This window comes from Pseudomonas sp. PS02288, from assembly GCF_029959715.1.
In the GTDB taxonomy this organism is placed as follows: Bacteria; Pseudomonadota; Gammaproteobacteria; order Pseudomonadales; family Pseudomonadaceae; genus Pseudomonas_O; species Pseudomonas_O kuykendallii.
The window spans coordinates 1-23,090 of record NZ_JASCPA010000062.1 but is presented as its reverse complement, the minus strand read 5'-3'; the positions used below and the strand labels follow the sequence as shown (position 1 = coordinate 23,090).

The 23,090-nt window shown below is 66.6% G+C and carries 18 protein-coding genes and 1 pseudogene; 6 read left to right on the top strand and 13 right to left on the bottom strand.

The genetic code is table 11. The annotated features are described in order from the left end of the window. Positions 1-143: 143 nt before the first annotated feature. From QMX85_RS19970 to QMX85_RS19935, 8 genes are all read right to left on the bottom strand, one after another. A complete protein-coding gene (locus tag QMX85_RS19970) occupies positions 144-2,522 on the bottom strand; it encodes an RND family transporter (protein ID WP_282343821.1) in 2,379 nt (792 codons plus the stop codon). A gap of 15 nt (positions 2,523-2,537) precedes the next feature. After that, positions 2,538-3,626 (bottom strand): YCF48-related protein, encoded by a 1,089-nt coding sequence (locus tag QMX85_RS19965; protein ID WP_282343819.1) that lies wholly within the window; start codon positions 3,624-3,626, stop codon positions 2,538-2,540. A 229-nt stretch (positions 3,627-3,855) separates the two neighbouring features. Continuing rightward, on the bottom strand, positions 3,856-6,525 hold the full coding sequence (gene pepN, locus QMX85_RS19960) for an aminopeptidase N (RefSeq protein ID WP_282343817.1): 2,670 nt from the start codon (positions 6,523-6,525) through the stop codon (positions 3,856-3,858). A gap of 46 nt (positions 6,526-6,571) precedes the next feature. After that, a complete protein-coding gene (locus QMX85_RS19955; RefSeq protein ID WP_282343836.1) occupies positions 6,572-7,399 on the bottom strand; it encodes a DUF2797 domain-containing protein in 828 nt (275 codons plus the stop codon). Positions 7,400-7,412: 13 nt separating this feature from the next. After that, entirely contained in the window at positions 7,413-7,670 is a 258-nt protein-coding gene (locus tag QMX85_RS19950; protein WP_282343815.1) for a DUF1315 family protein, read from the bottom strand. A gap of 106 nt (positions 7,671-7,776) precedes the next feature. After that, positions 7,777-8,637, bottom strand: a complete 861-nt coding sequence (locus tag QMX85_RS19945; protein ID WP_282343813.1) for a rhomboid family intramembrane serine protease — start codon at positions 8,635-8,637, stop codon at positions 7,777-7,779. Continuing rightward, positions 8,634-9,605 carry a metallophosphoesterase gene (locus QMX85_RS19940; protein ID WP_282343811.1) on the bottom strand — a complete coding sequence of 324 codons (972 nt, stop codon included), beginning with the start codon at positions 9,603-9,605 and terminating at the stop codon, positions 8,634-8,636. The genes QMX85_RS19945 and QMX85_RS19940 overlap by 4 nt, the downstream gene beginning before the upstream one ends. Then, positions 9,605-10,492 carry an NAD(+) kinase gene (locus QMX85_RS19935; protein WP_282343809.1) on the bottom strand — a complete coding sequence of 296 codons (888 nt, stop codon included), beginning with the start codon at positions 10,490-10,492 and terminating at the stop codon, positions 9,605-9,607. The genes QMX85_RS19940 and QMX85_RS19935 overlap by 1 nt, the downstream gene beginning before the upstream one ends. A gap of 157 nt (positions 10,493-10,649) precedes the next feature. Here QMX85_RS19935 and QMX85_RS19930 point away from each other — a divergent pair, with 157 nt between their 5' ends. Beyond that, positions 10,650-11,594 (top strand): DUF1853 family protein, encoded by a 945-nt coding sequence (locus tag QMX85_RS19930; RefSeq protein ID WP_282343807.1) that lies wholly within the window; start codon positions 10,650-10,652, stop codon positions 11,592-11,594. A 3-nt stretch (positions 11,595-11,597) separates the two neighbouring features. On the opposite strand, the gene QMX85_RS19925 is transcribed toward QMX85_RS19930, so the two are convergent. From QMX85_RS19925 to QMX85_RS19915, 3 genes are all read right to left on the bottom strand, one after another. Next, positions 11,598-12,524, bottom strand: coding sequence for a 1-aminocyclopropane-1-carboxylate deaminase (locus tag QMX85_RS19925; RefSeq protein ID WP_282343805.1), 927 nt, complete (start codon positions 12,522-12,524; stop codon positions 11,598-11,600). Next, entirely contained in the window at positions 12,521-13,870 is a 1,350-nt protein-coding gene (locus tag QMX85_RS19920; protein ID WP_282343803.1) for a chromosome partitioning protein ParA, read from the bottom strand. The genes QMX85_RS19925 and QMX85_RS19920 overlap by 4 nt, the downstream gene beginning before the upstream one ends. A gap of 251 nt (positions 13,871-14,121) precedes the next feature. Beyond that, on the bottom strand, positions 14,122-16,155 hold the full coding sequence (locus tag QMX85_RS19915; protein ID WP_282343802.1) for an NADPH-dependent 2,4-dienoyl-CoA reductase: 2,034 nt from the start codon (positions 16,153-16,155) through the stop codon (positions 14,122-14,124). A 194-nt stretch (positions 16,156-16,349) separates the two neighbouring features. Here QMX85_RS19915 and QMX85_RS19910 point away from each other — a divergent pair, with 194 nt between their 5' ends. Both QMX85_RS19910 and QMX85_RS19905 read left to right on the top strand, forming a co-directional pair. After that, on the top strand, positions 16,350-17,288 hold the full coding sequence (locus QMX85_RS19910) for a hydrolase (protein ID WP_282343800.1): 939 nt from the start codon (positions 16,350-16,352) through the stop codon (positions 17,286-17,288). Further along, positions 17,285-18,401: pseudogene (locus QMX85_RS19905) on the top strand (AraC family transcriptional regulator). Before QMX85_RS19910 ends, QMX85_RS19905 begins: the two are co-directional and overlap by 4 nt. Here the strand turns inward: QMX85_RS19905 and QMX85_RS19900 are convergent. Beyond that, positions 18,323-18,487, bottom strand: coding sequence for a hypothetical protein (locus tag QMX85_RS19900; protein WP_282343796.1), 165 nt, complete (start codon positions 18,485-18,487; stop codon positions 18,323-18,325). The pseudogene QMX85_RS19905 and the gene QMX85_RS19900 overlap by 79 nt on opposite strands. A gap of 125 nt (positions 18,488-18,612) precedes the next feature. On the opposite strand from QMX85_RS19900, the gene QMX85_RS19895 reads away from it, so the two are divergent. Continuing rightward, on the top strand, positions 18,613-20,166 hold the full coding sequence (locus QMX85_RS19895; protein WP_282343794.1) for a glycosyl hydrolase family 17 protein: 1,554 nt from the start codon (positions 18,613-18,615) through the stop codon (positions 20,164-20,166). 10 nt (positions 20,167-20,176) lie between these two features. On the opposite strand, the gene QMX85_RS19890 is transcribed toward QMX85_RS19895, so the two are convergent. Next, positions 20,177-20,551, bottom strand: coding sequence for a hypothetical protein (locus tag QMX85_RS19890; protein ID WP_282343792.1), 375 nt, complete (start codon positions 20,549-20,551; stop codon positions 20,177-20,179). Between the two features lie 322 nt (positions 20,552-20,873). Between QMX85_RS19890 and QMX85_RS19885 the strand changes: the two genes are divergently transcribed. Beyond that, entirely contained in the window at positions 20,874-22,169 is a 1,296-nt protein-coding gene (locus tag QMX85_RS19885; protein ID WP_282343790.1) for a serine/threonine protein kinase, read from the top strand. 121 nt (positions 22,170-22,290) lie between these two features. Beyond that, entirely contained in the window at positions 22,291-23,010 is a 720-nt protein-coding gene (locus tag QMX85_RS19880; protein ID WP_348775235.1) for a VacJ family lipoprotein, read from the top strand. Positions 23,011-23,090: the final 80 nt, after the last annotated feature.

Below are 23,090 nucleotides of genomic sequence, written 5' to 3'. Positions count from 1 at the left end.
GTTGCACTCGTCCGGCAAACCCTCGCCTGCAGTAGCCCGCTTGCTGTCGGTCCCGCCTGGCACTCAGCTCCAGAGACCACCTTCACAGGCCCATAAAAAAACCGCGGCCAGGGCCGCGGTTCCTTTTCTTGCGTCGACCTACATCAGTGCGACAGCAGGGTACCGCCCGTCTTGCCGGCGAGTTTCTCCGGCTTGATCAGGAAGCGCGCCAGCGCCGGCAGCAGCCACAACGCACCGAACATGTTGAGCAGGAACATGAAGGTCAGCATCAGGCCCATGTCGGCCTGGAACTTGATCGCCGAGAAGATCCAGGTCGCCACGCCGATCGCCAGGCAGATACCGGTGAACAGCACCGCCTTGCCGGTGGATTTCAGCGTTTCGTAGTAGGCCTCCTGCATCGACAGCCCGGCGCGCAGGAAGCTTTCCAGGCGGCTGTAGATGTAGATGCCGTAGTCCACGCCGATGCCCACGCCCAGCGCAATCACCGGCATGGTCGCCACCTTCACGCCGATACCGAGGAAGGCCATCAGGGCATTGCCGAGGATCGAGGTGAGGATCAGCGGCAGCACGATGCACACGGTGGCGGCGAACGAGCGGAAGGTGATCAGGCACATCCCGGCAACGCAGAGGTAAACCAGCGTAAGAATGGTCAACTCGGACTTGGCGATCACCTCGTTGGTGGCTGCCTCGATACCGGCGTTACCCGCGGCGAGGATGAACTCCGGACCGCCCGGTTTCTGCTCGGCCTTGAACGCCTCCACCGCCTCGATGGCGCGCTTGAGCGTGGCGGCCTTGTGGTCCTCGAGGAACACCAGCACCGGCGCCACCGAACAGTCGCTGTTGTAGAGCCCTTCGGCCCGGCTGATCGAGTTGTTCAGCACGTCCTGGTTGCGCGACAGGGTTTCCCATTTCAGGTTGCCCTCGTTCATCCCCTTGATCATCTGTTTGGAGACGCTGACCAGGGAGATCGCCGACTGCACGCCCTTGGTGTTCTGCATCTTCCACATCAGCTCGTCGATCGGCGCCAGCGTGCCGTGGGTCGAACAGCCCTCGGCCTCGGTCTTGACCATCACCACCAGCACGTCGGAGCTGGTCGAGTAGTTGCGGATGATGAAATCGTTGTCCTGGTTGTAGCGCGAGTCCGGACGGAGTTCGGGCGCGCCCTGGTCAAGGTCTCCGACCTGCAGGTGCTGCTTTTGGTACCAGAAGCCGCCGATCGCAACGACCAACGCGAGGATCACCGACACCGGCGCGACCTTGGCGCTGGCGAAGTTCGACAGCAGGCGCCAGAACGGATGCTCGGTTACCGCGTCGCGCTTGCTGCGCTCGATGGCCTTCTTGCTGATACCGATGTAGGAGATCGCCACCGGCAGCAGGATCAGGTTGGTGAAAACGATCACCGCGACCCCGATGGAGGCGCCGATGGCCAGCTCGCGGATCACGCCGATGTCGATCACCAGCAGGGTGATGAAGCCGACGGCATCGGCGAGGATGGCAATCATCCCCGGCAGGAACAGCTGGCGGAAGGTGCGCCGCGCGGCGGTCAAGGCGTTTTCCGCCTCGCTCGACTGCAAGGCGATCCCGTTGATCTTCTGCACCCCGTGGGAGATGCCGATGGCGAACACCAGGAACGGCACCAGCATCGAATACGGATCGAGGCCGAACCCCACGGTGTGCATCAGACCAAGCTGCCAAATCACCGCGATCAGCGTGGTCGAGAGCACGGCGATGGTGCTGCGGATACACCAGGTGAACCAGTAGAGCAGCACCAGGGTGACGACGAAGGCGATGCCGAAGAACACTACCACCATCAGCAGGCCGTCGATCAGGTCGCCGACCTTCTTGGCGAAGCCGACGATGTGGATCTTCACGTTCGGGTTCTGCGCCTGGTACTCGTTGCGGATCTTGTCCTCGAGCTGATGGGAAAATTCGCGGTAGTCCAGCTTGACCAGCTTGCCCTGGTCATTCGGGTCGGGAAAGCTCTCCAACAGCGGGATGTCGATGATGCTCGACTTGAAGTTGTTCGCCACCAGCCGGCCGATCTGCCCGGACTTGAGCACGTTGTTGCGCAGGTCGTTGAGACTCTGCGGGGAACCGTCATAGGTCTGCGGGATCACTTCGCCGCCGGCGAAACCTTCCTCGGTGACCTCGCTCCAGCGCACGCTGGGGCTCCACAGCGATTTCAGCCCCGAACGGTCGACGCCGGGAATGTAGAACACCTCGTCCTGGATCTTGCGCAGCGTCTCCATGTACTCCTTGGAGAAGATATCGCCATCGGTGGCTTCCACCGAGATGCGCACCGTATTGCCGAGGTTGGCCAGGTCGTTACGGTACTCCATCATCTTCTGGATGAAGGGGTGCTGCAGCGGGATCATCTTCTCGAAACTGGTGGACGGACGAACCTGGGTGGCCTGGTAGAACAGGAACACGCTGACCAGCACGCAGATCAGGATTACCACCGGGCGGTTGTTGAAGATCAGGCGCTCGAGCAGGCTCGCCTTGTTCTGTTGGTGAGGACTCATTCAATTCTCCCGGCGTTATTGTTTTTCGACCAGCACGGCGCCTGTCGGTGAGGAGACACGCACACCGCCTTGCCCAGCCAGGATCAGTTCACCGTTGGCACCCGCGGTCGCCGCGGCCAGGGAAATCCGGTCGGGACGGTTGAAGACGCTGAAACTGCGACCATCGTCGCTGCTCTTGAGGACGCTGCCGCCGTGGCCGACGACCACCAGCGAGCCGTCGGCGAGCAACGAGCCGCTGGACAGACCGAACTCCAGCTTGCCGCCGCTGGCGGTCTTCAGCTCGATGCGCTCCCAGGTGTCGCCGAAATCGGCGGAACGGAACAGGTGCCCACGCAGGCCGTAGACCACCAGGCTGTTCGGCTCGGCGGTGCCCAGCGCGCCGAACAGCGAGCCTTCGTACGGGCCTTCGAGTTTTTCCCAGGTTTGGCCCCAGTCGGGAGAGCGGAACATCGAGCCGGATTCGCCGACGACGAACAGCCCGGCGTCCTTCACCGCGGTGATGGCGTTGAGGTGGAAGCCGTCTTCGTTGTCGATGCGGTCGCTGACGTCGTTCCACGTCTTGCCGCCGTCCTCGGTCTCCAGCAGCGCGCCGTAGGCACCCACCGCAATGCCGTGATCGGCGTTCTGGAACCAGACGTCCAGCAGAGGCGCCTCGCGGTGAAGGTCCTCGAACTGCAGCGTCCAGCTCTTGCCGCCGTCGGTGGTGGCGAGGATCTGCGCATCGTGGCCAACCGCCCAGCCGAGGGTGTCGTCGAGGAAGAACACGGCGGTGAGCATCTGCCGGGTCGGCACCTTGGCCTGCTGCCAGCTCTTGCCGTCGTCATCGGAATAGAGGATGTGGCCACGGTCGCCGACCGCCACCAGGCGCGCGCCGGCGTGGGCGATGTCGAGCAGCAGGCTTTGCACGGCCTTGGGCGACTCGATGGCGTAGAGGGGTTCGCGGGTGGCGCTTTCCTCGGCCTGCACGGGCATGGCGCCCAGGCCCAGCATGGAAAACGCGGCACACAACGACAGTGCGTTGGTCAACGGCGAGTGGAGTCGCAGAATCCGCCGGCGGAAAACCGCAGACAGACCGGACCGGGTGCGCCACGTGGGCTCACTCATACACCTTTCCCCCATTATTGTTATTGGTGATAGTGCGGTTGAAGCGCCCCTATGCTGCCGACTTTGACGGGCTGTGACAATCGGCGTGTCGTTATGTTTTGTTAAGGCCAAACCCCCGTGATTGACGGCTTATTCAGCGCCATGATGCAAAAAGGCCACGGCGACTGCCGTGGCCTCTTTCTGACCCACCGGTAACGAATCGGAGCCGGTTCCCCCGGCCCTGGGCGACTCAGGCGAGGCTCTTGCTGACCACCTCGTAGACGTCGCTGGAAAGCTCCCCCGAGACCAGAATGCGCTCCAGCTCGGCCTTCATCAGCGCCTGCCGAGCGGCGTCGTACTTGCGCCAACGGGTCAGCGGCGACAGCTGACGCGCGGCGATTTGCGGGTTCAGCGCGTTGAGCGCGATGATCTGGTCGGCCAGGAAGCGGTAGCCGCTGCCATCGACGGCGTGGAAGTTGACCAGGTTCTGCCCGGCGAAGGCGCCGATCAGCGCGCGCACCTTGTTCGGGTTCTTCAGGGTGAAGGCCGGATGCTTCATCAGCTCCTTCACCCGCTCGAGCCCGCCCGGCAGGTAGCTGGCGGCCTGCACGCTGAACCACTGGTCCATCACCAGCGGGTTGTCCTTGAAGTGCTCGGCGAACATCTGCAACGCCCTGCCGCGCTCGGCCTCGAACGGCGAGTTGACCAGCACCGCCAGCGCCGTCAGGCGTTCGGTCATGTTGTCGCTGTTGTCGAACTGATCCACGCAGGCGGCCAGCACCTCGGGGTCGTTGCCCAGCATCAGGTACGACAGCGCGATGTTCTGCAGCGCGCGCCGGGCGAAGTGACTTTCCTCGGCAACATAGGGCGAGTGGCGCGACACCTCGCGGTTGGCCTGGTAGCGCCGCCACAGCGGGGCGAACAGGGCCTCGCCGATCTGCGCGCGGGCGAACTCGCGGGCGGCGTGGATGGCGTCGATGTCGGCCACTTCGCTGAGCTCGCTGAGGTAGGCGGCGCCCGGCAGGGAGAGCATCTCGGCGACCATCGCCTGATCCAGTGACTCATCCTCGATCAGGCTGCGCAGCGCATGCAGCAAACGCGGGTCGAGCACCAGGGCCTCGCCGCGCTGGTGCTGGCCGATCAGTTCCTGCAGCACCTGCACGGACAGCTGCTGGCCGGCTTCCCAGCGGTTGAAACCGTCGGAGTCGTGCTGCATGAGGAACATCAACTGGTCGCGGTCGTAGGGGAAGCTCAGCTTGACCGGTGCCGAGAAGCCGCGCAGCAACGAGGGCAGCGGCTTGGCGGCGACGCCGACGAAGCTGAACGACTGCTCGGCCTCGGTTACCGAGAGCACGCGGCTGCTGGCGCCGGCGGCCTCGCCGTCCAGGCGCAGCGGCAGATCGTTGCCTTGCGCGTCCAGCAGGCCGAGGGCCACGGGAATCACGAAGGGTTCCTTGGTCGGCTGGCCCGGGGTTGGCGGGCAGCTCTGGCGGAACGTCAGGGTGTAGCGCTGCGCGGCGGCATCATAGGCCTCGCTGACCTCCAGGCGCGGCGTGCCGGATTGGCTGTACCAGCGTTTGAACTGGGTGAGGTCGACACCATTGGCGTCTTCCATGGCCTTGACGAAGTCGTCGCAGGTCACCGCCTGGCCGTCGTGGCGCTCGAAGTAGAGGTCGCTGCCCTTGCGGAAGCCTTCGGCGCCAAGCAGCGTGCGGATCATGCCGACCACTTCCGAACCCTTCTCGTAGACGGTCAGGGTGTAGAAGTTGGAAATCTCGATGAACGAGTCCGGGCGCACCGAATGCGCCATCGGGCCGCTGTCCTCGGCGAACTGGTGGGTACGCAGGAAGGCCACGTCCTCGATGCGCTTGACCGTCGCCGAGTTCATGTCGGACGAGAAGCCGGCATCGCGGAACACGGTGAAGCCTTCCTTGAGCGACAGCTGGAACCAGTCGCGGCAGGTCACGCGGTTGCCCGACCAGTTGTGGAAGTACTCGTGCGCGACGATCGCCTCGACGCGCTGGTGGGCGGCGTCGGTGGCGGTCTCGGCGCGGGCCAGCACGGCGCTGGAGTTGAAGATGTTGAGGCCCTTGTTCTCCATCGCGCCCATGTTGAAGTCGTTCACCGCGACGATCATGAAGATGTCCAGGTCGTACTCGCGACCGTAGGCCTCCTCGTCCCAGCGCATGGACTTCTTCAGGCTGTCCATGGCGTGCTGGCACTTGTCGATGTTCTCCGGCTCGACGTAGATGCGCAGGGCGACGTTACGCCCGCTCATCGTGGTGAAGCTGTCCTCGACGCACCAGAGGTCGCCGGCGACCAGGGCGAACAGGTACGCCGGTTTCTTGAAGGGGTCTTCCCAGGTGGCCCAATGGCGACCGCCCTCCTCGCTGCCGCTGGCCACCGGGTTGCCGTTGGAGAGCAGCACCGGGTAGTGATGCTGCTCGGCGCTCACCGTGGTGGTGAATTTGCTCATCACGTCCGGCCGATCGAGGTAGTAGGTGATCTTGCGGAAGCCCTCGGCCTCGCACTGGGTGCAGAACATGCTGCCGGACTTGTACAGACCTTCCAGCGCGGTGTTGCTCTCCGGGTGGATGCGCACCGTGCTGTCGACGGTGAACTGCGCCGCGGTCGGCTGCAGGGTCAGGTGGCTGTCATCGAGTTGATAGTCGCCGGGCGCAAGCTCGCGGTCGTCCAGCGACACCGCGAGCAGCTCCAGCTCCTGGCCGTCGAGGACCAGCGGCGGCAGCCCGGCGCCCGGCAGCCCGGCGCCCTTCTCCGGGTTGCGCCGCATCACCAGTTGCGCGTGGACCAGGGTGTGGTCCTCGTGCAGCTCGAAGGTCAGGGTGGTTTCGTCGATCAGGTAGTCCGGCGCCTGATAGTCCTTCAGGTAGATCGTCTTGGCTTGCTCGGTGCGCATCTTTCGGCTCCTGGCGGTCCCGGCAGGCGGCCGGGGCGGGAATGGGTCAGGCCGATACCAGCAACTGGTACGCCGTGTACTTGCGAATGTTGATCACGCCGGTATCGAAGATCAGGTACTGGCCCTTGATGCCCATCAGGGTACCTTCGACGACGGGCGTCTTGTCCAGATCGAAACTGACCACTTTGGTCGGATAGGCGTGCACCGGATAACGGATCTCCAGCGGTGCCACCTCGGTGATCGGCTGGATCGCCTGCAGACCGAAACGCTGCTGCAAGGCCAGCAGCCCTTCGGCGCAGTGGTCGAGCAGACGGTCGCGCTCGGCGATCAGGTCCAGCGGCGGAGCATCGCCCTTGAGCAACGTGCGCCAGTTGGTGCGGTCGGCGACCTGGCTGCGCAGGAGGTCCTCGACCAGCCCGGACTGCTGGCGGGTGGCGACCCGCAGGATCGGCAGTGCCTGGCTGGCGCCCTGGTCGAGCCAGCGCGTCGGCATCTGGCTGGCGCGGGTGATCCCCACTTTCACCGCCGACGAGTTGGCCAGGTAGACCACGTGATCGGTCATGCAGAAGCTGGTGCCCCACTCGGGATCGCGGCAGGTGCCCAGCTCATGGTGGCAGCGCTCGGGGCTTACGATGCACAGGTCGCACTGCGGCAACCGGGTGAAGCACGGGTAGCAGTAGCCCTGGCTGAAACTCTTGCGGGTCTGGCGACCGCAATGGCTGCAGTGGATCGCGCCGAGGTACTCCAGGCGCAGCGAACGGCCGATCAGCGGATTGACCGGAACCTCCCGCTCGCCGAGACGAAAGGCGTACTGCACCGGTGCATCGAGGCGCACCGACATCTTGCTCAGGGCACCGCGGCCCAGCTCGCTCAACACGACTCGGACCTCAATGTACGGTGTCCGACTTGAACAGGATCTGCGGCTCCGGCTTGGCGTGCGATGCACACTGCTGGCTGATGTAGCCGGTGCGTTCCTCTTCCGGCAGGTTCTGCAGCTCCCAGGCGATCACCGCCTGCAGGCTCAGCTCCTTCTGCTCCTGGGTCAGCTTGCGGCCATCCGGCCACTTGCCGATCTCAACGGCGAGCTTGAGGCTCTGGTAGATCTCGGGGGTGATGTTCTCGATCATCTCGGAAAAAGTCGACATGGCAGCTCCGCAGTCGGGGAATGCCGCCATTCTACCGGAATGCCCGCCGTGGCGAGCGCCGCTCGCGATGCGACGACGCGGGTGGGCTGAAGCCCACCCTACGGTGCTACTGCAATGAGCGGCGGGCCAGCAGGCCGCCGATCAGGCCGGTCGCGCAGCCGGCGATCAGGCCGGTGACGTGGGCAGCATTGGCGATGGAGCCGAAGCCCAGCGCGCCGATCACGCCGGACAGGCATACCAGCAGCCAGATCAGCATCATCCCCAGCACGCCCCTGGGCAACTGGTAGGCCGGATTGGGCGCCAGGCGCTGGAAGATCCAGCAGTGGCCGAGCAGCCCGTAGAGCACGCCGGAGAGTCCGCCGAACAGCGCCGGGCCGCCGAACAGGTACTGCCCGACGTTCGACGCCAGGCTGAACAGCAGCGTCAGCGCCAGCAGCATCGAAGCGCCCTGGCGCCCCTCGATGCGCCCGCCCAGCTCCCAGTACCACAGGGCGTTCATCGCCAGGTGAAGGAAGCCGAAATGCAGCAGCATCGGCGTGGCCAGCCGCCACCACTCGCCGGCATCCAGGCTCACCGCCAGCGGGACGAACTGCAGGTAGTCGCCCTGGATGCGGAAGTCCTGGAAGGTCAGCCAGCGGAGGCTGGCGAGGTTGTCGCCAAGGAACGTCAGCGCCGCGACGATAAGCGTCAGCAGCAGCACGCCAGCGGTGGCCGGGCTGCGTTTCAGGCGCTCCAGCGGGCTGGCGGACGGCCGCACGAAACGGCTCGGTGGCTGCTCCGGATTGCCGTGCGGAAAACGCGTGTAGAGATCGCGGACCTGCTCCGCCAGTTCCTCGCCCGGCACCCAGAGCACCTGCTCGCCGGATTCCTCGCTGACCCGGTACGGAACGTTCAGGCTACGCAGCAGGCCGACGAAGCCGCTGAGGTCGGTGGCGATCGGCAGGCGCATGGCGGCGACGCGGCTCATCGCAGCGACTCCGGCCGCTCGACGTCGACCCAGACGAACTTGTGCGGATCGAGGCGGCGCTCGTCGTCCAGGCGATAGGCGACCAGCTTGCCGTACATCACCGCGCTGTAGTCCAGGCACGCCAGGTTGCCGCGGATCGGCGCCGGTTTGCCGGTGCGCCAGTAGTGGCCGACGAACAGCAGCGGCTCGTGCGGGCCGTAGAGAAACAGCCGGCTTTTCTGGGTCTCCGATAGCGGCATCTCGGCGACGCTGTCCGGCAGCGCGTCCGGCTGGAACACGATATCGCCGTAGGTGGCCGGGCTCTCCTCCCAGAACTTGGTGCGGAACGTGCGCCGGGTGAAGCCTTCCTCGCTGGTCAGGGTCAGCCCGTGCGGCAGCGGCAGGTCGGTGCCGCGCAGCAGGCGATCGAACACCGTGCAGGCGAAGCTGCCTTTCACCGCCGAGGCCTGGACGAACGGCTCGTCGACGCGGCCGTCGGCGAACTGCGCGCGCAGCGGTTCGATCAGGCTGCTGTCCCAGCAGGCGTGCACCAGGCGGAAACGCCCGGCGTCGATGAACAGCGGCAGCTCATAGAACCAGCCGAGGAAGTCCCGCCAGTCGGCCGGGTGGCCGTCGAACTGCGCCAGCGTCTCGCGGATCATCCGCTCGTGGCGCGGCGTGTGTTCGCGCACGAAGCTGCAGCCGCTGCCCGGCGGCGCCGGCGTGCTCCAGCCCAGCGCGTTGAATTCGTGGTTGCCCATGATGCACAGCGCCTGCCCCGCCGCGACCATGTCGCGCACCAAGTGCAGCGCCTCGCGCACCCGTGGGCCGCGGTCGACGATGTCGCCGAGGAACAGCACCATCCGCCGCGGATGCCGCCAGACACCCGCCTGGCGGTGATAGCCAAGCCCGTCGAGCAGGCGTTCGAGAGTCCGTGCGCAGCCATGCACGTCACCGATCAGGTCGTAGCCGCGCGCGGGGTCGAGCATCAGTCGCCTCCGCCCAGCCGACTGCCCCAGCCCAGCTTGGTCCGGCACACCTCGTAGTAGTTGTGGTCCAGCGGGTGGATCAGGTGCAGCTTCTGCGGTTTCTTCTTGATCGTCACGGTATCGCCTGGCGCGCAGGTGAAATGGTTCTGTCCGTCGCATGAGACCTGCGGATAGATCTGCATGTTCGGCGACACGACGATCTTCAGCTCGCTGTTGCCGTCGACCACGATCGGCCGGCTGGACAGCGTGTGTGGGTACATCGGCACGATGACGATGGCGTCCAGCTTGGGGTGCATGATCGGCCCGCCGGCGGACAGCGAATAAGCCGTGGAGCCGGTCGGCGTGGCGATGATCAGGCCGTCGGCCTTCTGGCTGCAGACGAACTGACCGTCGATGTGCAGCTCGAACTCGATCATCCGCGTCGACTTGCCGGGGTGCAGCACCACGTCGTTGAGCGCGTCGCCCTCGCCGATGGAATCACCGTTGCGGCGCACCTCGGCTTCCAGAAGGAAGCGGTTCTCCACGCTGTACTGGCCATCGAGCACCTCACCGACCTTGGCTTCCAGATCGTCCGGGCGGATGTCGGTGAGGAAGCCCAGGCTGCCACGGTTGATGCCCAGCACCGGGACCTTCGACCAGGCCAGTGCACGCGCCGCGCCGAGCATGCTGCCGTCGCCGCCGACCACGATCACCAGGTCGCAGATCTCGCCGAGAATGCGCCGCGAGGCGGTCTGCAGGTTGTGCCCGGGCACTACTTCGGCGATGGATTCCTCGAGGACCACGTGCAGGTGGCGGTCCAGCAGGAAGCGTTTGAGTCGGCGAACGGTCTCCAGCACCTGCGAACTGCCGAGGCGACCGATGATGCCGATATTGCGAAATTGCTCCATGGGGATTCCAGGGCTCGGGCTAGCGGAGAGGCGGATTATGGGCGAAAGGTCCGCCGCAGACCAACGGCAAAGCCACCGGCCACTGGCGTGAGACCACCGCGCTAGCGCGCTTTCTCCCTTGCGCCAGCGCCACCGAAGCCTGCGCTATGCTCGCAGCATGCAGCCCTTCGCCCCGCTCGCCGACCTGCCCCGCCGCTTCCAGTCCGCCGCCGTGCGCGACCTGGCCTGGGCACTGCTGTCCGCGCCGCTGCTGGAGGACGCGCCCTGGGCGCAGCGTCATCCGCTCACCGGCAGTGCCTGGGCCGACGACCCGCAGCGACTGGCGGCCTGGCTGTGGCGACTGGATGACGACGACCGCACGCTGCGCGACTGGCTGCAACGCCACCCGATCCGCCGCCTCGGCCTGTATTACGAACAGCTCTGGCAGTTCGCCCTGCACGCTGCGCCGGATATCGAACTGATCGCCGCCAACCTGCCGATCCGCGAAGGCAACCGCACGCTGGGCGAACTCGACCTGCTGCTGCGCGATGGCGCGGGCGTGCATCACCTGGAACTGGCGATGAAGCTCTACCTCGGCCCCGATGAACGCGACGGCGGCGATCCGGCGAACTGGATCGGGCCGGGCGGACGTGATCGTCTCGATCTGAAACTGGAGCGCCTGAGCAGCCACCAACTGCCTCTTTCCGCGCGCCCCGAAGGCCTCGCCGCGCTCCAAGCGCTGGGCGTGCGCCAGGCCGACGCCCGCCTGTGGCTCGGCGGCTGCCTGTTCTATCCCTGGCCCGACGGCTGCGCGTCGCCGCTCGGCGCCCATCCGGCGCACGACCGTGGGCGTTGGGTGCACCGGCGCGACTGGCCGGCGTTCGCCGCCGCGCAGGGCTCCGGCAGCTGGCAACCGCTTCCGCGCCAGGCCTGGCTGGCGCCTGCGCGGGTGACCACCGACGAACGCTGGCAGCCACCGCAGTTCGGCGACTGGCTGGCGGCGTTGCCGGCAGACAGTCGCGCACAACTGCTGGTGCGGCTGCAAGCGGACGGCCACGGCGCCTGGCAGGAAGTCGAGCGGGTGTTTCTGATCGCCGATCGATGGCCGCATTTGGGCGAATGAGCCTCAGGCGCCGGACAGGCCGCGACGCCCCTGCAACCCACCGGTGTGAACGAAGATCAGCCGGGTGCCCGCGGCGAACCGCCCGGCCTCGACGGCGTCGCGCAGCGCGAGCAGCGCCTTGCCGGTGTACAGCGGCTCAAGTGGCATGCCGCTGTGGCGCTCGCTGTCGGCGATGAAGCTGCGCAGCGGCGCGTCGACGCGGGCGAAACCGCCGCGGCTGGCCGAATGCAGCCGATAGCCGCCATCGTCCAGACCAGCGTCGGCGAGCACGTCGCCGATGCGCCGCGCCACCCCGTGGTCGTCCGGCACCGCCAGCGCGCCGTGCACCGGGCGCTCACCCGCCTCGCCGAGCACCAGCCCGGCCAGCGTGGTCCCCGTGCCGGCCGCCAGCCACCAGCCGTCGTAGTCACTCCAGCCGAGCGCGGCGAGTTGCCGCCGCGCCATGACGACCAGCTCGATGCAGCCGCGCGCGCCGGGCAACCCGCCGCCGCCTTCGGGCACCGGCTGCAGATCGGGATAACGCGCCTGCCAGGGTTCCCAGAAATCTGCCCGATGACGGGCGCGATAGCCGCCGTAGCCTAGCCAGTGCACTTGCATGCCGAGATCGATGAGGTCGCGCGCGGTCGGCGTGTCCTGCGGCTCGCCGCGCATCAGGCCGACGCAGGGAAAGCCGAAGCGCCGGCCGGCGGCGGCCAGCGCATGCAGGTGATTGGAATGCGCGCCGCCGAGGCTGATCACCCCGCGCTTGCCGGCAGCGGCGGCCAGCGCCAGATGGGGTTTGAGCTTGAACCACTTGTTGCCGGACACCCAGGCGTCGATCCGGTCCAGGCGCAGCACCGCGAGTTCGACCCCGGCCGGTTGCAGCCAGTCGAACGCCAGCGGATGGAGATCGGCCTGGGGCGCCCAGGCGGGCAGGAGCGGCGAACTCAACCGGCGGTGCGCAGCCGCTGGCTGGCCTTGTGGCGATCGCAGCGGCAGGATTCCCCGGCCACATAGCGCCCCGGAATCTCGACCCGCTCCAGCGCCGCGTCGCAGCGCTCGCCGCCAGGCAGCACGGCGTCGCAGGTCGGCTGCTGGTAGTGCGCCAGCCATTCGCGGTACTGCGCCTCGCTGACGAAGCACTTTCCGGCGGCGTAGGCCTGCGGGTTTTCCAGGTAGCGCGGCACGTCCGGCTGAGGAATGGTCAGGTGCCCGGCGCCGGGGTGGTACACCACCAGCACCACGCCCAGCTCGGCCAGTTGTTCGAGGCGCCGGTCGGCGACCATCGCTCGGGTCTGTTCGCGCTTGAGCCGCTCGATATCCTCCTGCAACTGGGTATCCAGCTCGTCGCGGTACGCCAGCTCCACGTCGCGCACCGCGATCTGCTCGCGGTAGTCGGCCACTGCTAGGGCGATCCTTTCTTCCAGCTGGGCCTCGAACTGCGCGCGCAGCACATCGGCCTCGATGCGCGCGTTACGCTCGATGGCGCGCAGTTGGCGGGTCATTTCCTCGCGGCTTTTCTGGAAACTCTCGGCCTGCTCGGCAAAACGCGCCTGCCACTGCGACACCACCATTTCCTGCTCGGCCAGCGCCTGCTGGAGCGCCGCGACCTCGTCGAGCAGGCGCGCGTGCTGGCGCTCGGCGGTCTGCTTGACCCGCGCCAGCTCTTCTTCATGATTCTGCCCGAGGCTGGCCAGACGCAGCCGCTGCTGCTTCACCAGCACGGCGATTTTCTGGCGATGCTCGAGGCCCATCTGCTCGGTGAACTTTTCCACCAGTTCCTGCGAAGGGTCGGCGTACCAGGCGTCTTCGGCGGCGACCTGCAGACGCTCCGGCGCCATCGCCGGCAACGCCGTTTCTTCCTCGACCAGCAGGCCCAGGCTGTTGCGCTGCACAGCTTCGCGGATCGCCTGAAAGTCGCCGCGCTCAATGCTCGGCTCCCACAGGTGCAGTTGCAGCCAGGCCACCGGCGTCTGGCTACGACAGGCCAGGCGAATCGGCCCGCCACCGAGGTCCGGGCCACGTCCGGCGCGGTCCGCGAGGTGGCGCAGGGGAATGTTCCAGCCAGGGTCGGCGGCGCCTTTCGGGTCGAAATCGAGGAAGAAGAACACCGCCGAGCGCACCTGCAGGCGCGGATTGATCAGCACATAGACCGCGCGCATCTGCCGGTCGGCGAAGCCGGGAAGGTCGACCACGCCGTCGAGCACCGCCTCGAATTCGGCGAACAGCATCTGTTTGCAGACGCCCTGCTCATCGAAAAACAGTACGGCCTCGACCATCTGCGGCTTGTTCTGCATCGTTTCGGTTCCTCGTTCTGCAATCGCCCGGTCGACGCGGCACGCCCGGGGCAGGAGCCTGTTAGCAAGAACCGGCCCAGCGGTTGGGCGAGTCTAGGGCATGCAGCCGCCTGGAGGCTGTGACCGGCTTAGCAGCCAGCGACCGGCCAAGACCGATTGTCGCGGATAATCCCCGTTCCATGACACAGATAACAGAACTGCCCGGACACACAAGTCGGCCGGGCAGCGAGCGAACGCGGCGAGTGAGCGCGTCAAAGGGCGGCGGCGAGTCGCGACCCCTGGTTGATCGCGCGCTTGGCATCGAGTTCGGCGGCCACGTCGGCGCCTCCGATCAGGTGCACCTGCTGGCCGGCGTCGAGCAGGCCGTCGTGCAGGTCGCGCAGCGGGTCCTGGCCGGCGCAGACGATGACGGTGTCCACCTCAAGCACCTGTGGCTCAGCTTCGCCGACGCGGATATGCAGGCCGGCGTCGTCGACCTTGAGGTACTCGACCGAATTGAGCATCTGCACCTGCTTGTTCTTCAGCCCGGTGCGATGGATCCAGCCGGTGGTCTTGCCGAGGCCGTCGCCAACCTTGGTCTTCTTGCGCTGCAGGAGGAACACCTGGCGCGCCGGCGCCGGCACCTCGGCCTTGATCCCGGCGATACCACCGCGCGCCTCCAGCGCGGTGTCGATGCCCCACTCGTGCCAGAACGCATCGCGATCGAGGCTGGTGGAGCGGCCCTGGTGGGTGACGAACTCGGAGACGTCGAAGCCGATGCCGCCGGCGCCGATCACCGCGACGCGCTGGCCGACCGGCTTGCGTCCGAGGATGGCATCCAGGTAGCTGATCACCTTAGGATGCTCGATGCCCGGAATCGCCGGGGTACGCGGCGCGATGCCTGTGGCGAGGATGATCTCGTCATAGCCGCCGGCGACCAGTTCCTCGACGCCGACACGGGTGTTCAGGCGCAGCTCGACGCCACTGGTTTCCAGCTTGCGCTTGAAGTAGCGCAGGGTCTCGAAGAACTCTTCCTTACCCGGCACGCGCTTGGCGACATTGAACTGCCCACCGATCTCGCTGGCCGAGTCGAACAGCGTCACCTGGTGACCGCGCTCGGCGGCGACGCTGGCGGCGGACAACCCGGCCGGGCCGGCGCCGACCACGGCGATCTTCTTCACCTGCGCGGTGGGGATGTAGTTCAGCTCGGTTTCATGGCAAGCGCGCGGGTTGACCAGGCAGGTGGTCAGCTTGCCGCCGAAGGTGTGGTCCAGGCACGCCTGGTTGCAGCCGATGCAGGTGTTGATCTCGTCGCTGCGCCCAGCGGCCGCCTTGTTGACGAATTCCGGGTCGGCGAGGAACGGACGCGCCATGGAGACCATGTCGGCGTCGCCCTCGGCCAGCACCTGTTCGGCGACTTCCGGGGTGTTGATGCGGTTGGTGGTGATCAGCGGGATCTTCACCTCGCCCTTGAGCTTGGCGGTGACCTTGGTGAACGCGGCCCGCGGCACCTTGGTGGCAATGGTGGGGATACGCGCTTCGTGCCAACCGATACCGGTGTTGATGAGGGTGGCGCCGGCCTTCTCGATGGCCTTGGCCAGCAGGACGATTTCGTCCCAGGTGCTGCCGCCTTCCACCAGGTCGAGCATCGACAGGCGATAGATGATGATGAAGTTCGGGCCCACGGCCTCGCGCACGCGGCGGACGATTTCCACCGGCAGGCGCATGCGGTTCTCGTAGGCGCCGCCCCAGCGGTCGGTGCGGTGGTTGGTGTGGGCGGCGAGGAACTGGTTGATGAAGTAGCCCTCGGAACCCATGACCTCGACGCCGTCGTACTCGGCCTGCCGGGCGAGCACGGAGCAGGTGACGAAGTCCTGGATCTGTTTCTCGATGCCTTCCTCGTCCAGCTCGTGCGGCTTGAACGGGTTGATCGGTGCCTGGATCGCGCTCGGCGCCACCGACTTCGGGCTGTAGGCATAGCGCCCGGCGTGCAGGATCTGCATGCAGATCTTGCCGCCCGCCTCGTGCACCGCCTGGGTGACGATGCGGTGCTTGGCCGCTTCCTCTGCGCTGGTCAGCTTCGCCGCGCCGGAATACACGCCGCCTTCGAGGTTCGGGCCTATGCCGCCGGTGACCATCAGGCCGACGCCGCCGCGGGCGCGCTCGGCGAAGTACGCCGCCATGCGCTCGAAGCCGTCCGGTTTCTCCTCCAGGCCGGTGTGCATCGACCCCATCAGGGTGCGGTTGCGCAGCGTGGTGAAACCCAGGTCGAGGGGCGCGAGCAGGTGCGGGTAAGGCGTAGTCATGGCTTCTCCGGAAATCGGCTGTGGCACGGATGTCCCCTCATCTGTGGAGGGAATCGATGGGCAGACGATAGTCAGCGCGCCGGGCCCACTCAATGATCGAAAGTGACAACTTATTGATCGCAGCGCGCAGCACAGGGTTGCGCAAGCGCGACGTACCTCCCTACCCTGTGCGCGTCCGTCTTCATGGAGCGTCCATGCGCAAGCTGCTATTGCTGTCGATCCTCGGTGCGCTGATCGCCGGCCTGGCGACCTTCGTCGGCTGGGCCGAGCGCCGTCCGGCCAGCCACTACCTGTCCGATCTGCGCAGCGAGCTGAGCACCGACGCGGGCACGCCCGGCGCGTCCGGCAACCTGCTGCTGATCCGCCCGCAGCTGTTCCCGGTCGACTACCAGAGCCCGGCGCACCTGCGCCTGAAACTCGCCGCGGCGCTGGATCGCGCCCGCGCTGCCGGGCTGCTCAGCCCGCAAACCCTGGTGGCGCTGCCCGAACACGTCGGCACCTGGTTGATCGCCGCCGGCGAGAAAACCGAGCTGTACCAGGCGCGTGACCGCCAGGAGGTGCGCGACTGGATGCTGCTGGGCAACCCGCTGCTGGCGGTGCAGGTGCTGATGCAGAACCTGGATGCCGAACGCCTCGACGAGGCGCTGCTGCGGATGAAGGCCCGGCGCATGGCGGCGGACTATCAGCACCTGTTCTCCGAGCTGGCGCGCGAATACCGGGTCAACCTGCTCGCCGGCTCGATCCTCCTGCCGCTGCCGCACCTGGAAAACGGCCAGCTGACGGTCGGCGATGGCCCGCTGCGCACCGTCAGCCTGGCCTTCGGCCCGGATGGCCAGGTGCTCGGCGAACTCTACAGCGAGGCCTGGCCGCAGCCGCACGACAGACGCGCACCGCAACGCCTGCGCATCGGCGAGCGCGAGCTGCTGATCGAGCGCGACTGGCAGCCCGGCTACCCGCAAAGCCGGGTGCTCACGGCCAATGGCGACCAGGTCAGCGAGCCGCTGTACCTGCGCGGCAAGCTGAGCTGGCCGGTCGGCGGCGCGCCACGCCGGGTGGAGCTGACGCCCTTGGAAATGCAGCGCGGCCAGGCACCGGGCAGCCAGTTGCTCAACCTGTGGATCGCGCCGCAGTGAAAGCCCGCCGCGTGCGCCTGGGCGACCTTTCGGTCGGTTTCGTCCACGGGCTGGCAGCCGCGCTGGAGGAACGCGGCCAGGATGCCGGCGCACTGCTGGAAAGCTACGGCCTGGATGCCGCGCGCCTCGCCGAACCACGTGCGCGCTTGTCCATCCCGCGGTTCATGCGTCTGGGCCATGCCGCCATCGGCCTCAGCGGAGAGGCCGGCCTGGGCCTGGACATGGGTCGCCTGAGCCGGCTGCCACAGCTCGGCCTGGCGGGCGTCAGCGCCGCGCAGGCGCCAACGGTGCGCGAAGCGGCGCGTGCGCTGATCCGCTATGAGCCGCTCTACGCCAGTAACTACCGCGGCCAGTCGAGTTTCCACGAGGACACCCGCGGGGCCTGGCTGCGCTTCTATTCGATCAGTCCGTACAATGCCTACAACCGCTTCGTCGTCGACTCGGTGCTGGCCGGCTGGCTGAGCCAGCTGAGCGCGCTGGTCGGCCGCCACCTGCTGGCCGAGCGCGTCGAGATCGAATTCCCGCCACCGGAGTATCTGGAACGCTACGCCGGCCTGTTCGGCAGCCCGGCGCAGTTCTCCAGCGAATTCAACCAGTTGCGCCTCGGCCGCGACATCCTGGCGCTGCGTAATCCCGAGCACTGCCCGAGCACCTGGCGTCATCTGCTGGAAATCTGCGAAGCGGAACTGGAACAGCAGACCCGCACGCGCAGCCTCAGCGAGCGCATCGGCCGGCTGATCGGCCCGTTGCTCAATGGCCGCGAGCCCGACCTGGAGGAAGTCGCGGCACGCCTGCAACTGCCAACCTGGACCCTGCGACGCAAGCTCGCCGAGGAAGGCACGCAGTTCCGCGCCATCCTCAACGACACCCGCCGCGACCTGGCGATGGCCTACATCCGCGACACCGAACTGGCCTTTGGCGAGATCGCCTACCTGCTCGGCTTCGCCTCGGCGGAAGCCTTCCAGCGTGCGTTCAAGCGCTGGAGCGGGCAGACGCCCGGCGAATTCCGCCGCGCCCAGCGCCAGGTCGGCTGATCACATCTCGCTGGCGTCTTCGCTGGTGTCCAGCATGGCGTCTTCGGCGGCGCGACGTTCGAGCAGTTCTTCCTGGTAATCGTCCATGGAATTCTCTTCTTCTGTGGTTTTGCGCGACGCTACGAAAGGCAGATGACAGCCGGATGACGCCCGCGCACCGCCCATCGGCCCGTACCGATGAAAAGCCCATCAAGCCGCCTGACGCGAAGCATTTTGCAACGCTCCGACCGGGCTGATCGGTCACCGGATTGCAGGTAAGATGCGCGACTTGTTCCCAGGCGCAGCCGATCATGCCGGAAAAAATCTCCTTCCCCGCTCTTCCCTACCTGTTCGCCAGCCTGCTCGCCGTCTTTGCACTTTTCGGCCTTTGGTATGCCATCGGCCAGCCGGTGCTGCTGCCCGACGCGGCCACGCCCTCGCACAAGCTGCAATGCGCCTCCTACAGCCCGTTCGACAAGGACCAGTCGCCCTTCGACCAGCCCTTCATCCTGCGCCCCGAGCGCATGGACGCCGACCTCGCGCTGCTCGCCAAGCGCTTCGAGTGCGTGCGCACCTACTCGATGACCGGCCTAGAGGAAATCCCGGACCTGGCGCGCAAACACGGGCTCAAGCTGATGCTCGGCGCCTGGGTCAACGGCAACCCGGTAGACACGCAGAAGGAAGTCGACGCGCTGATCGCCGCGGCGAAGGCCAACCCCGACGTGGTCACGGCAGTGATCGTCGGCAACGAGACGCTGCTGCGCAAGGAAGTCACCGGCGCGCGTCTGGCGCAGCTGATCGGCCAGGTTAAAGCCCAGGTCAGCCAGCCGGTGACCTACGCCGATGTCTGGGAATTCTGGCTACAGCACCCGGAAGTCGCGCCGGCCGTGGACTTCCTCACCATCCACCTGCTGCCGTACTGGGAAGACGAGCCGGCGGGCATCGACGATGCGCTCGGCCACGTCGCGCAGATTCGCGAGGAATTCGGCAGGAAGTTCGCGCCCAAGGACATCCTCATCGGTGAAACCGGCTGGCCCAGCGAGGGCCGCCAACGCGAAACCGCGGTGCCGAGTCTGGTCAACCAGGCCAAGTTCATCCGCGGGTTCGTCGCCATGGCCGAGCAGAACGGCTGGCGCTACAACCTGATCGAGGCCTTCGACCAGCCCTGGAAGCGCGCCAGCGAAGGCGCGGTGGGCGGTTACTGGGGCCTGTTCGACGCCGACCGCCAGGAGAAGGCGGTGCTCGCCGGACCGGTCTCCAACCTGCCGAACTGGCCGATCTGGCTGGGCTTCTCGCTGGCGATCTTCGCCGCCGGCCTGATCCTCGGCGGGCGCCCGTCATCCACCCGTTCGGCGTTGCTGTTGCCGCTGCTGGCCGGGCTCGGCGCCGGCAGCATCGCGCTGTGGTGCGAACTGGCCTGGGTCACCAGCCGTTTCGTCGGCGAATGGCTGTGGGCCGCGGCGCTGGTGGTGCTCAACCTACTGGTGCTGGCGCACGCCACGCTCGCCCTGGGGCGCCGCGGGCGAGCGTTCGCCTGGCTGGAAGCGCGCGGTGGCTGGTGGATCGCGGCGGCGGGCTTCGCCGGTGCGGTGATGATGCTGGCGCTGGTCTTCGATGCGCGTTACCGCAGCTTTCCCAGCGCCGCGCTGTTGCTGCCGGCGGTGGCCTACCTGTGCCGCCCGGTCGCCGGCCCGCGCCGCGAGCTGACGCTGCTGGCGCTGTTCGTCGGGCTGGGCATCATTCCACAACTAGTCGAGGAAACCCTGGGCAACCAGCAGGCGATCGGCTGGGCCGTCGTCAGCCTGCTGCTGACCCTCGCCCTCTACCGCTGCCTGCGCCGGGAGCCGAGGGCGATCGCGGGCTGAGAAGCGAGTTTCAGCGCGCCGCGAACTGCCGCGGCGCGCGCACCAGGCGCAGCGCCGACAGCACCACGGCGAAAACCGCCAGGCTGGCGGTATAGAGGATCAGCGCCGGCAGCGCGAAAAGCATGCCGAGCAGGGCGACCCGGCGACCGGCGACGCCCGGCAGGAGAAAGCCGAGCACGGCGGTAACCAGCGCCGCCCAGGCCAGAATGCGGAAATGAATGGTCAGCCCGAGCACAGAACGGACCTGGCATTCCCAGCGCAGTGGATCGTCGGCGCAGGCGCCGACCCAGCGGCTGTCCTGCATGAAGCCGTAGCGCAGGGCGAGACAGGCGGCCAACCACAACGACAGGCAGATCAACAGCAGGATCACGGGCTTGCGGCGCATGAAGGGCGACTCCGGCGAGAAAGGCGCACAGAATAGCCGCCAGCCATGCCGCTGCAAACCGCACACACCGGTGCAATTATTACCGACCGCGTCGCGCGTAGAATGGGTTCAGCTTTCCTCGTCAGCCCCGTAGCGGCGGGAAACCGATCCGGTCAGGCGTCGGACGCCGACGATGCTCAGGGCCCTGCCGCGCAGCCGGGCGATTTTCGCGCCGCTGTAGCGGTCGCGAACGACACCTCCCGAACTGCTGGCACTTTGCTGGTCCCGCGGTTGTCATAGCCTGCGGATTACTCAGAACGCCTTCTTCCGAAAGGGAACTTCCATGCCACGTATTCTTCGCTTAGCCGCATTGTTTGGCAGCTTACTGAGTGCGCCGCTGTGGGCCGCGGATGTCGATCCGGCCACCTACGGCTTCCCACTGCACAACCCGTTCGAGGCGACCATCGCCACCACGCCCACGGCGCTGCGCCCCACCCTGCCCTTCGACACCGACATCGACCAGGCCGACTACGCCCTGCTGCTAAGGCCGGAGCGCGAGTTCGAGCTGCCGGAGAACTTCTGGCCGGTGACCAAGATGCACTACCGGCTGGCCAAGCAGAGCAAGCCGGCGCCGCTGATGTTCATCATCGCCGGCACCGGGGCGAACTACGCCAACAGCACCATGGACTTCCTCAAGAAGCTCTATTACCAGGCCGGCTACCACGTCGTGCAGCTGTCCTCGCCGACCAGCTACGACTTCATGGCCTCGGCCTCGCGCTACGCCACGCCGGGCATTTCCGCGGACGATGCCGACGACCTCTACCGGGTCATGCAGGCGGTGCGCGCCCAGCATCCCGACCTGCCGGTGACCGAGTACTACCTCACCGGCTACAGTCTCGGCGGCCTGCAGGCGGCCTTCGTCAGCCATCTCGACGAAACCCGGCGCAGCTTCAACTTCAAGCGCGTGCTGCTGATCAACCCGCCTGTCAATCTGAACACCTCGGTGAGCAACCTCGACCGCCTGGTGCAGACCGAGGTGAAGGGCGTGACCGGCAGCACCACCTTCTATGAACTGATGCTGCGCAAGCTCTCGCGATACTTCCAGCAGAAAGGCTACATCGACCTCAACGAAGCGGTGCTCTATGACTTCCAACAGTCCAAACAGCGCCTGACTGATGAACAGATGGCAATGCTGATCGGTACGGTGTTCCGCTTCTCCTCGGCCGACATCGCCTTCACCTCGGACCTGATTAACCGTCGCGGCCTGATCACCCCGCCGAACTTCCCGATCACGGAGGGCACCAGCCTGACGCCGTTCTTCAAGCGCGCCCTGCAGTGCGATTTCGATTGCTACATGGTCAACCAGTTGATCCCGATGTGGCGCGCCCGGCACAACGGCGGCAGCTTCACCCAGCTGGTCGATGCGGTGAGCCTCTACGGGCTCGAGGACTACCTGCGCAACAGCCCAAAGATCGCCGTGCTGCATAACGCCGACGACGTGATCCTCGGCCCCGGCGACCTTGGCTTCCTGCGCCGCACCTTCGGCGAACGCCTGACCGTCTACCCGTACGGCGGCCACCTCGGCAACCTCAACTACAAGGTCAACACCCAGGCCATGCTGGACTTCTTCCGTGGCTGACGCTCACCTTCGCGCCCAGGCGCCGGCCCATTCAGGGAACGATCGCATTATGACGACCCCATACGTGCAACTCGCTCGCCTCACCAAACCGCTGCTGCTCGCCCTCAGCCTGCTGCTGCCGATGGCCGCCCAGGCGGACACCGACGGCGACGGTTTCACCCGCCCGCTGGACAGCCTGAAGTTCAACCCCGGCCTGGATCAGACCGAGTTCGAGCGCGCCACCCTCGAAGCGCTGGAAATCTACGACCCGTGGGAGCGCTTCAACCGGCACATGTACCACTTCAACTACCGCCTCGACGAATGGGTGCTGCTGCCCGTCGTGCGCGGGTACATGTACGTCACGCCGCGCTTCGTGCGCAGCGGCGTGAGCAATTTCTTCGGCAACCTGGGCGACATACCCAACCTGGTGAACAGCGCGCTGCAGCTCAAGGGCAAGCGCTCGCTGCAGACCACCGGGCGGCTGCTGGTCAACACCACGGTCGGCGTGTTCGGCCTGTGGGACCCGGCATCGCGCATTGGCCTGCCGAAGCAGAGCGAAGACTTCGGCCAGACGCTTGGCTTCTACGGCGTCGGCGACGGTCCCTACCTGGTGCTGCCGTTCTTCGGCCCGTCCAACCTGCGCGACGCCGGCGGCCGGGTGTTCGACTTCGCGGTCGACAGCGAGGCCAACTTCCTCAACGTCGCCGAAGCCAGCGAGGATCACCCGGAGATCTTTCTGCTGCGTTCGGTCAACGCGCGCTACACCACCAACTTCCGTTACGGCCAGCTGAACTCACCGTTCGAGTACGAGAAGGTCCGCTACGTCTACACCCGTGCGCGCGACCTGCAGATCGCCGAGTGACCCAGCCCCCCGCCCGTCGGCGCGGGCGGCCCCGGAACTATCCAGTTGTTCGATAGTTATACCCCGATAATCGCCACCAA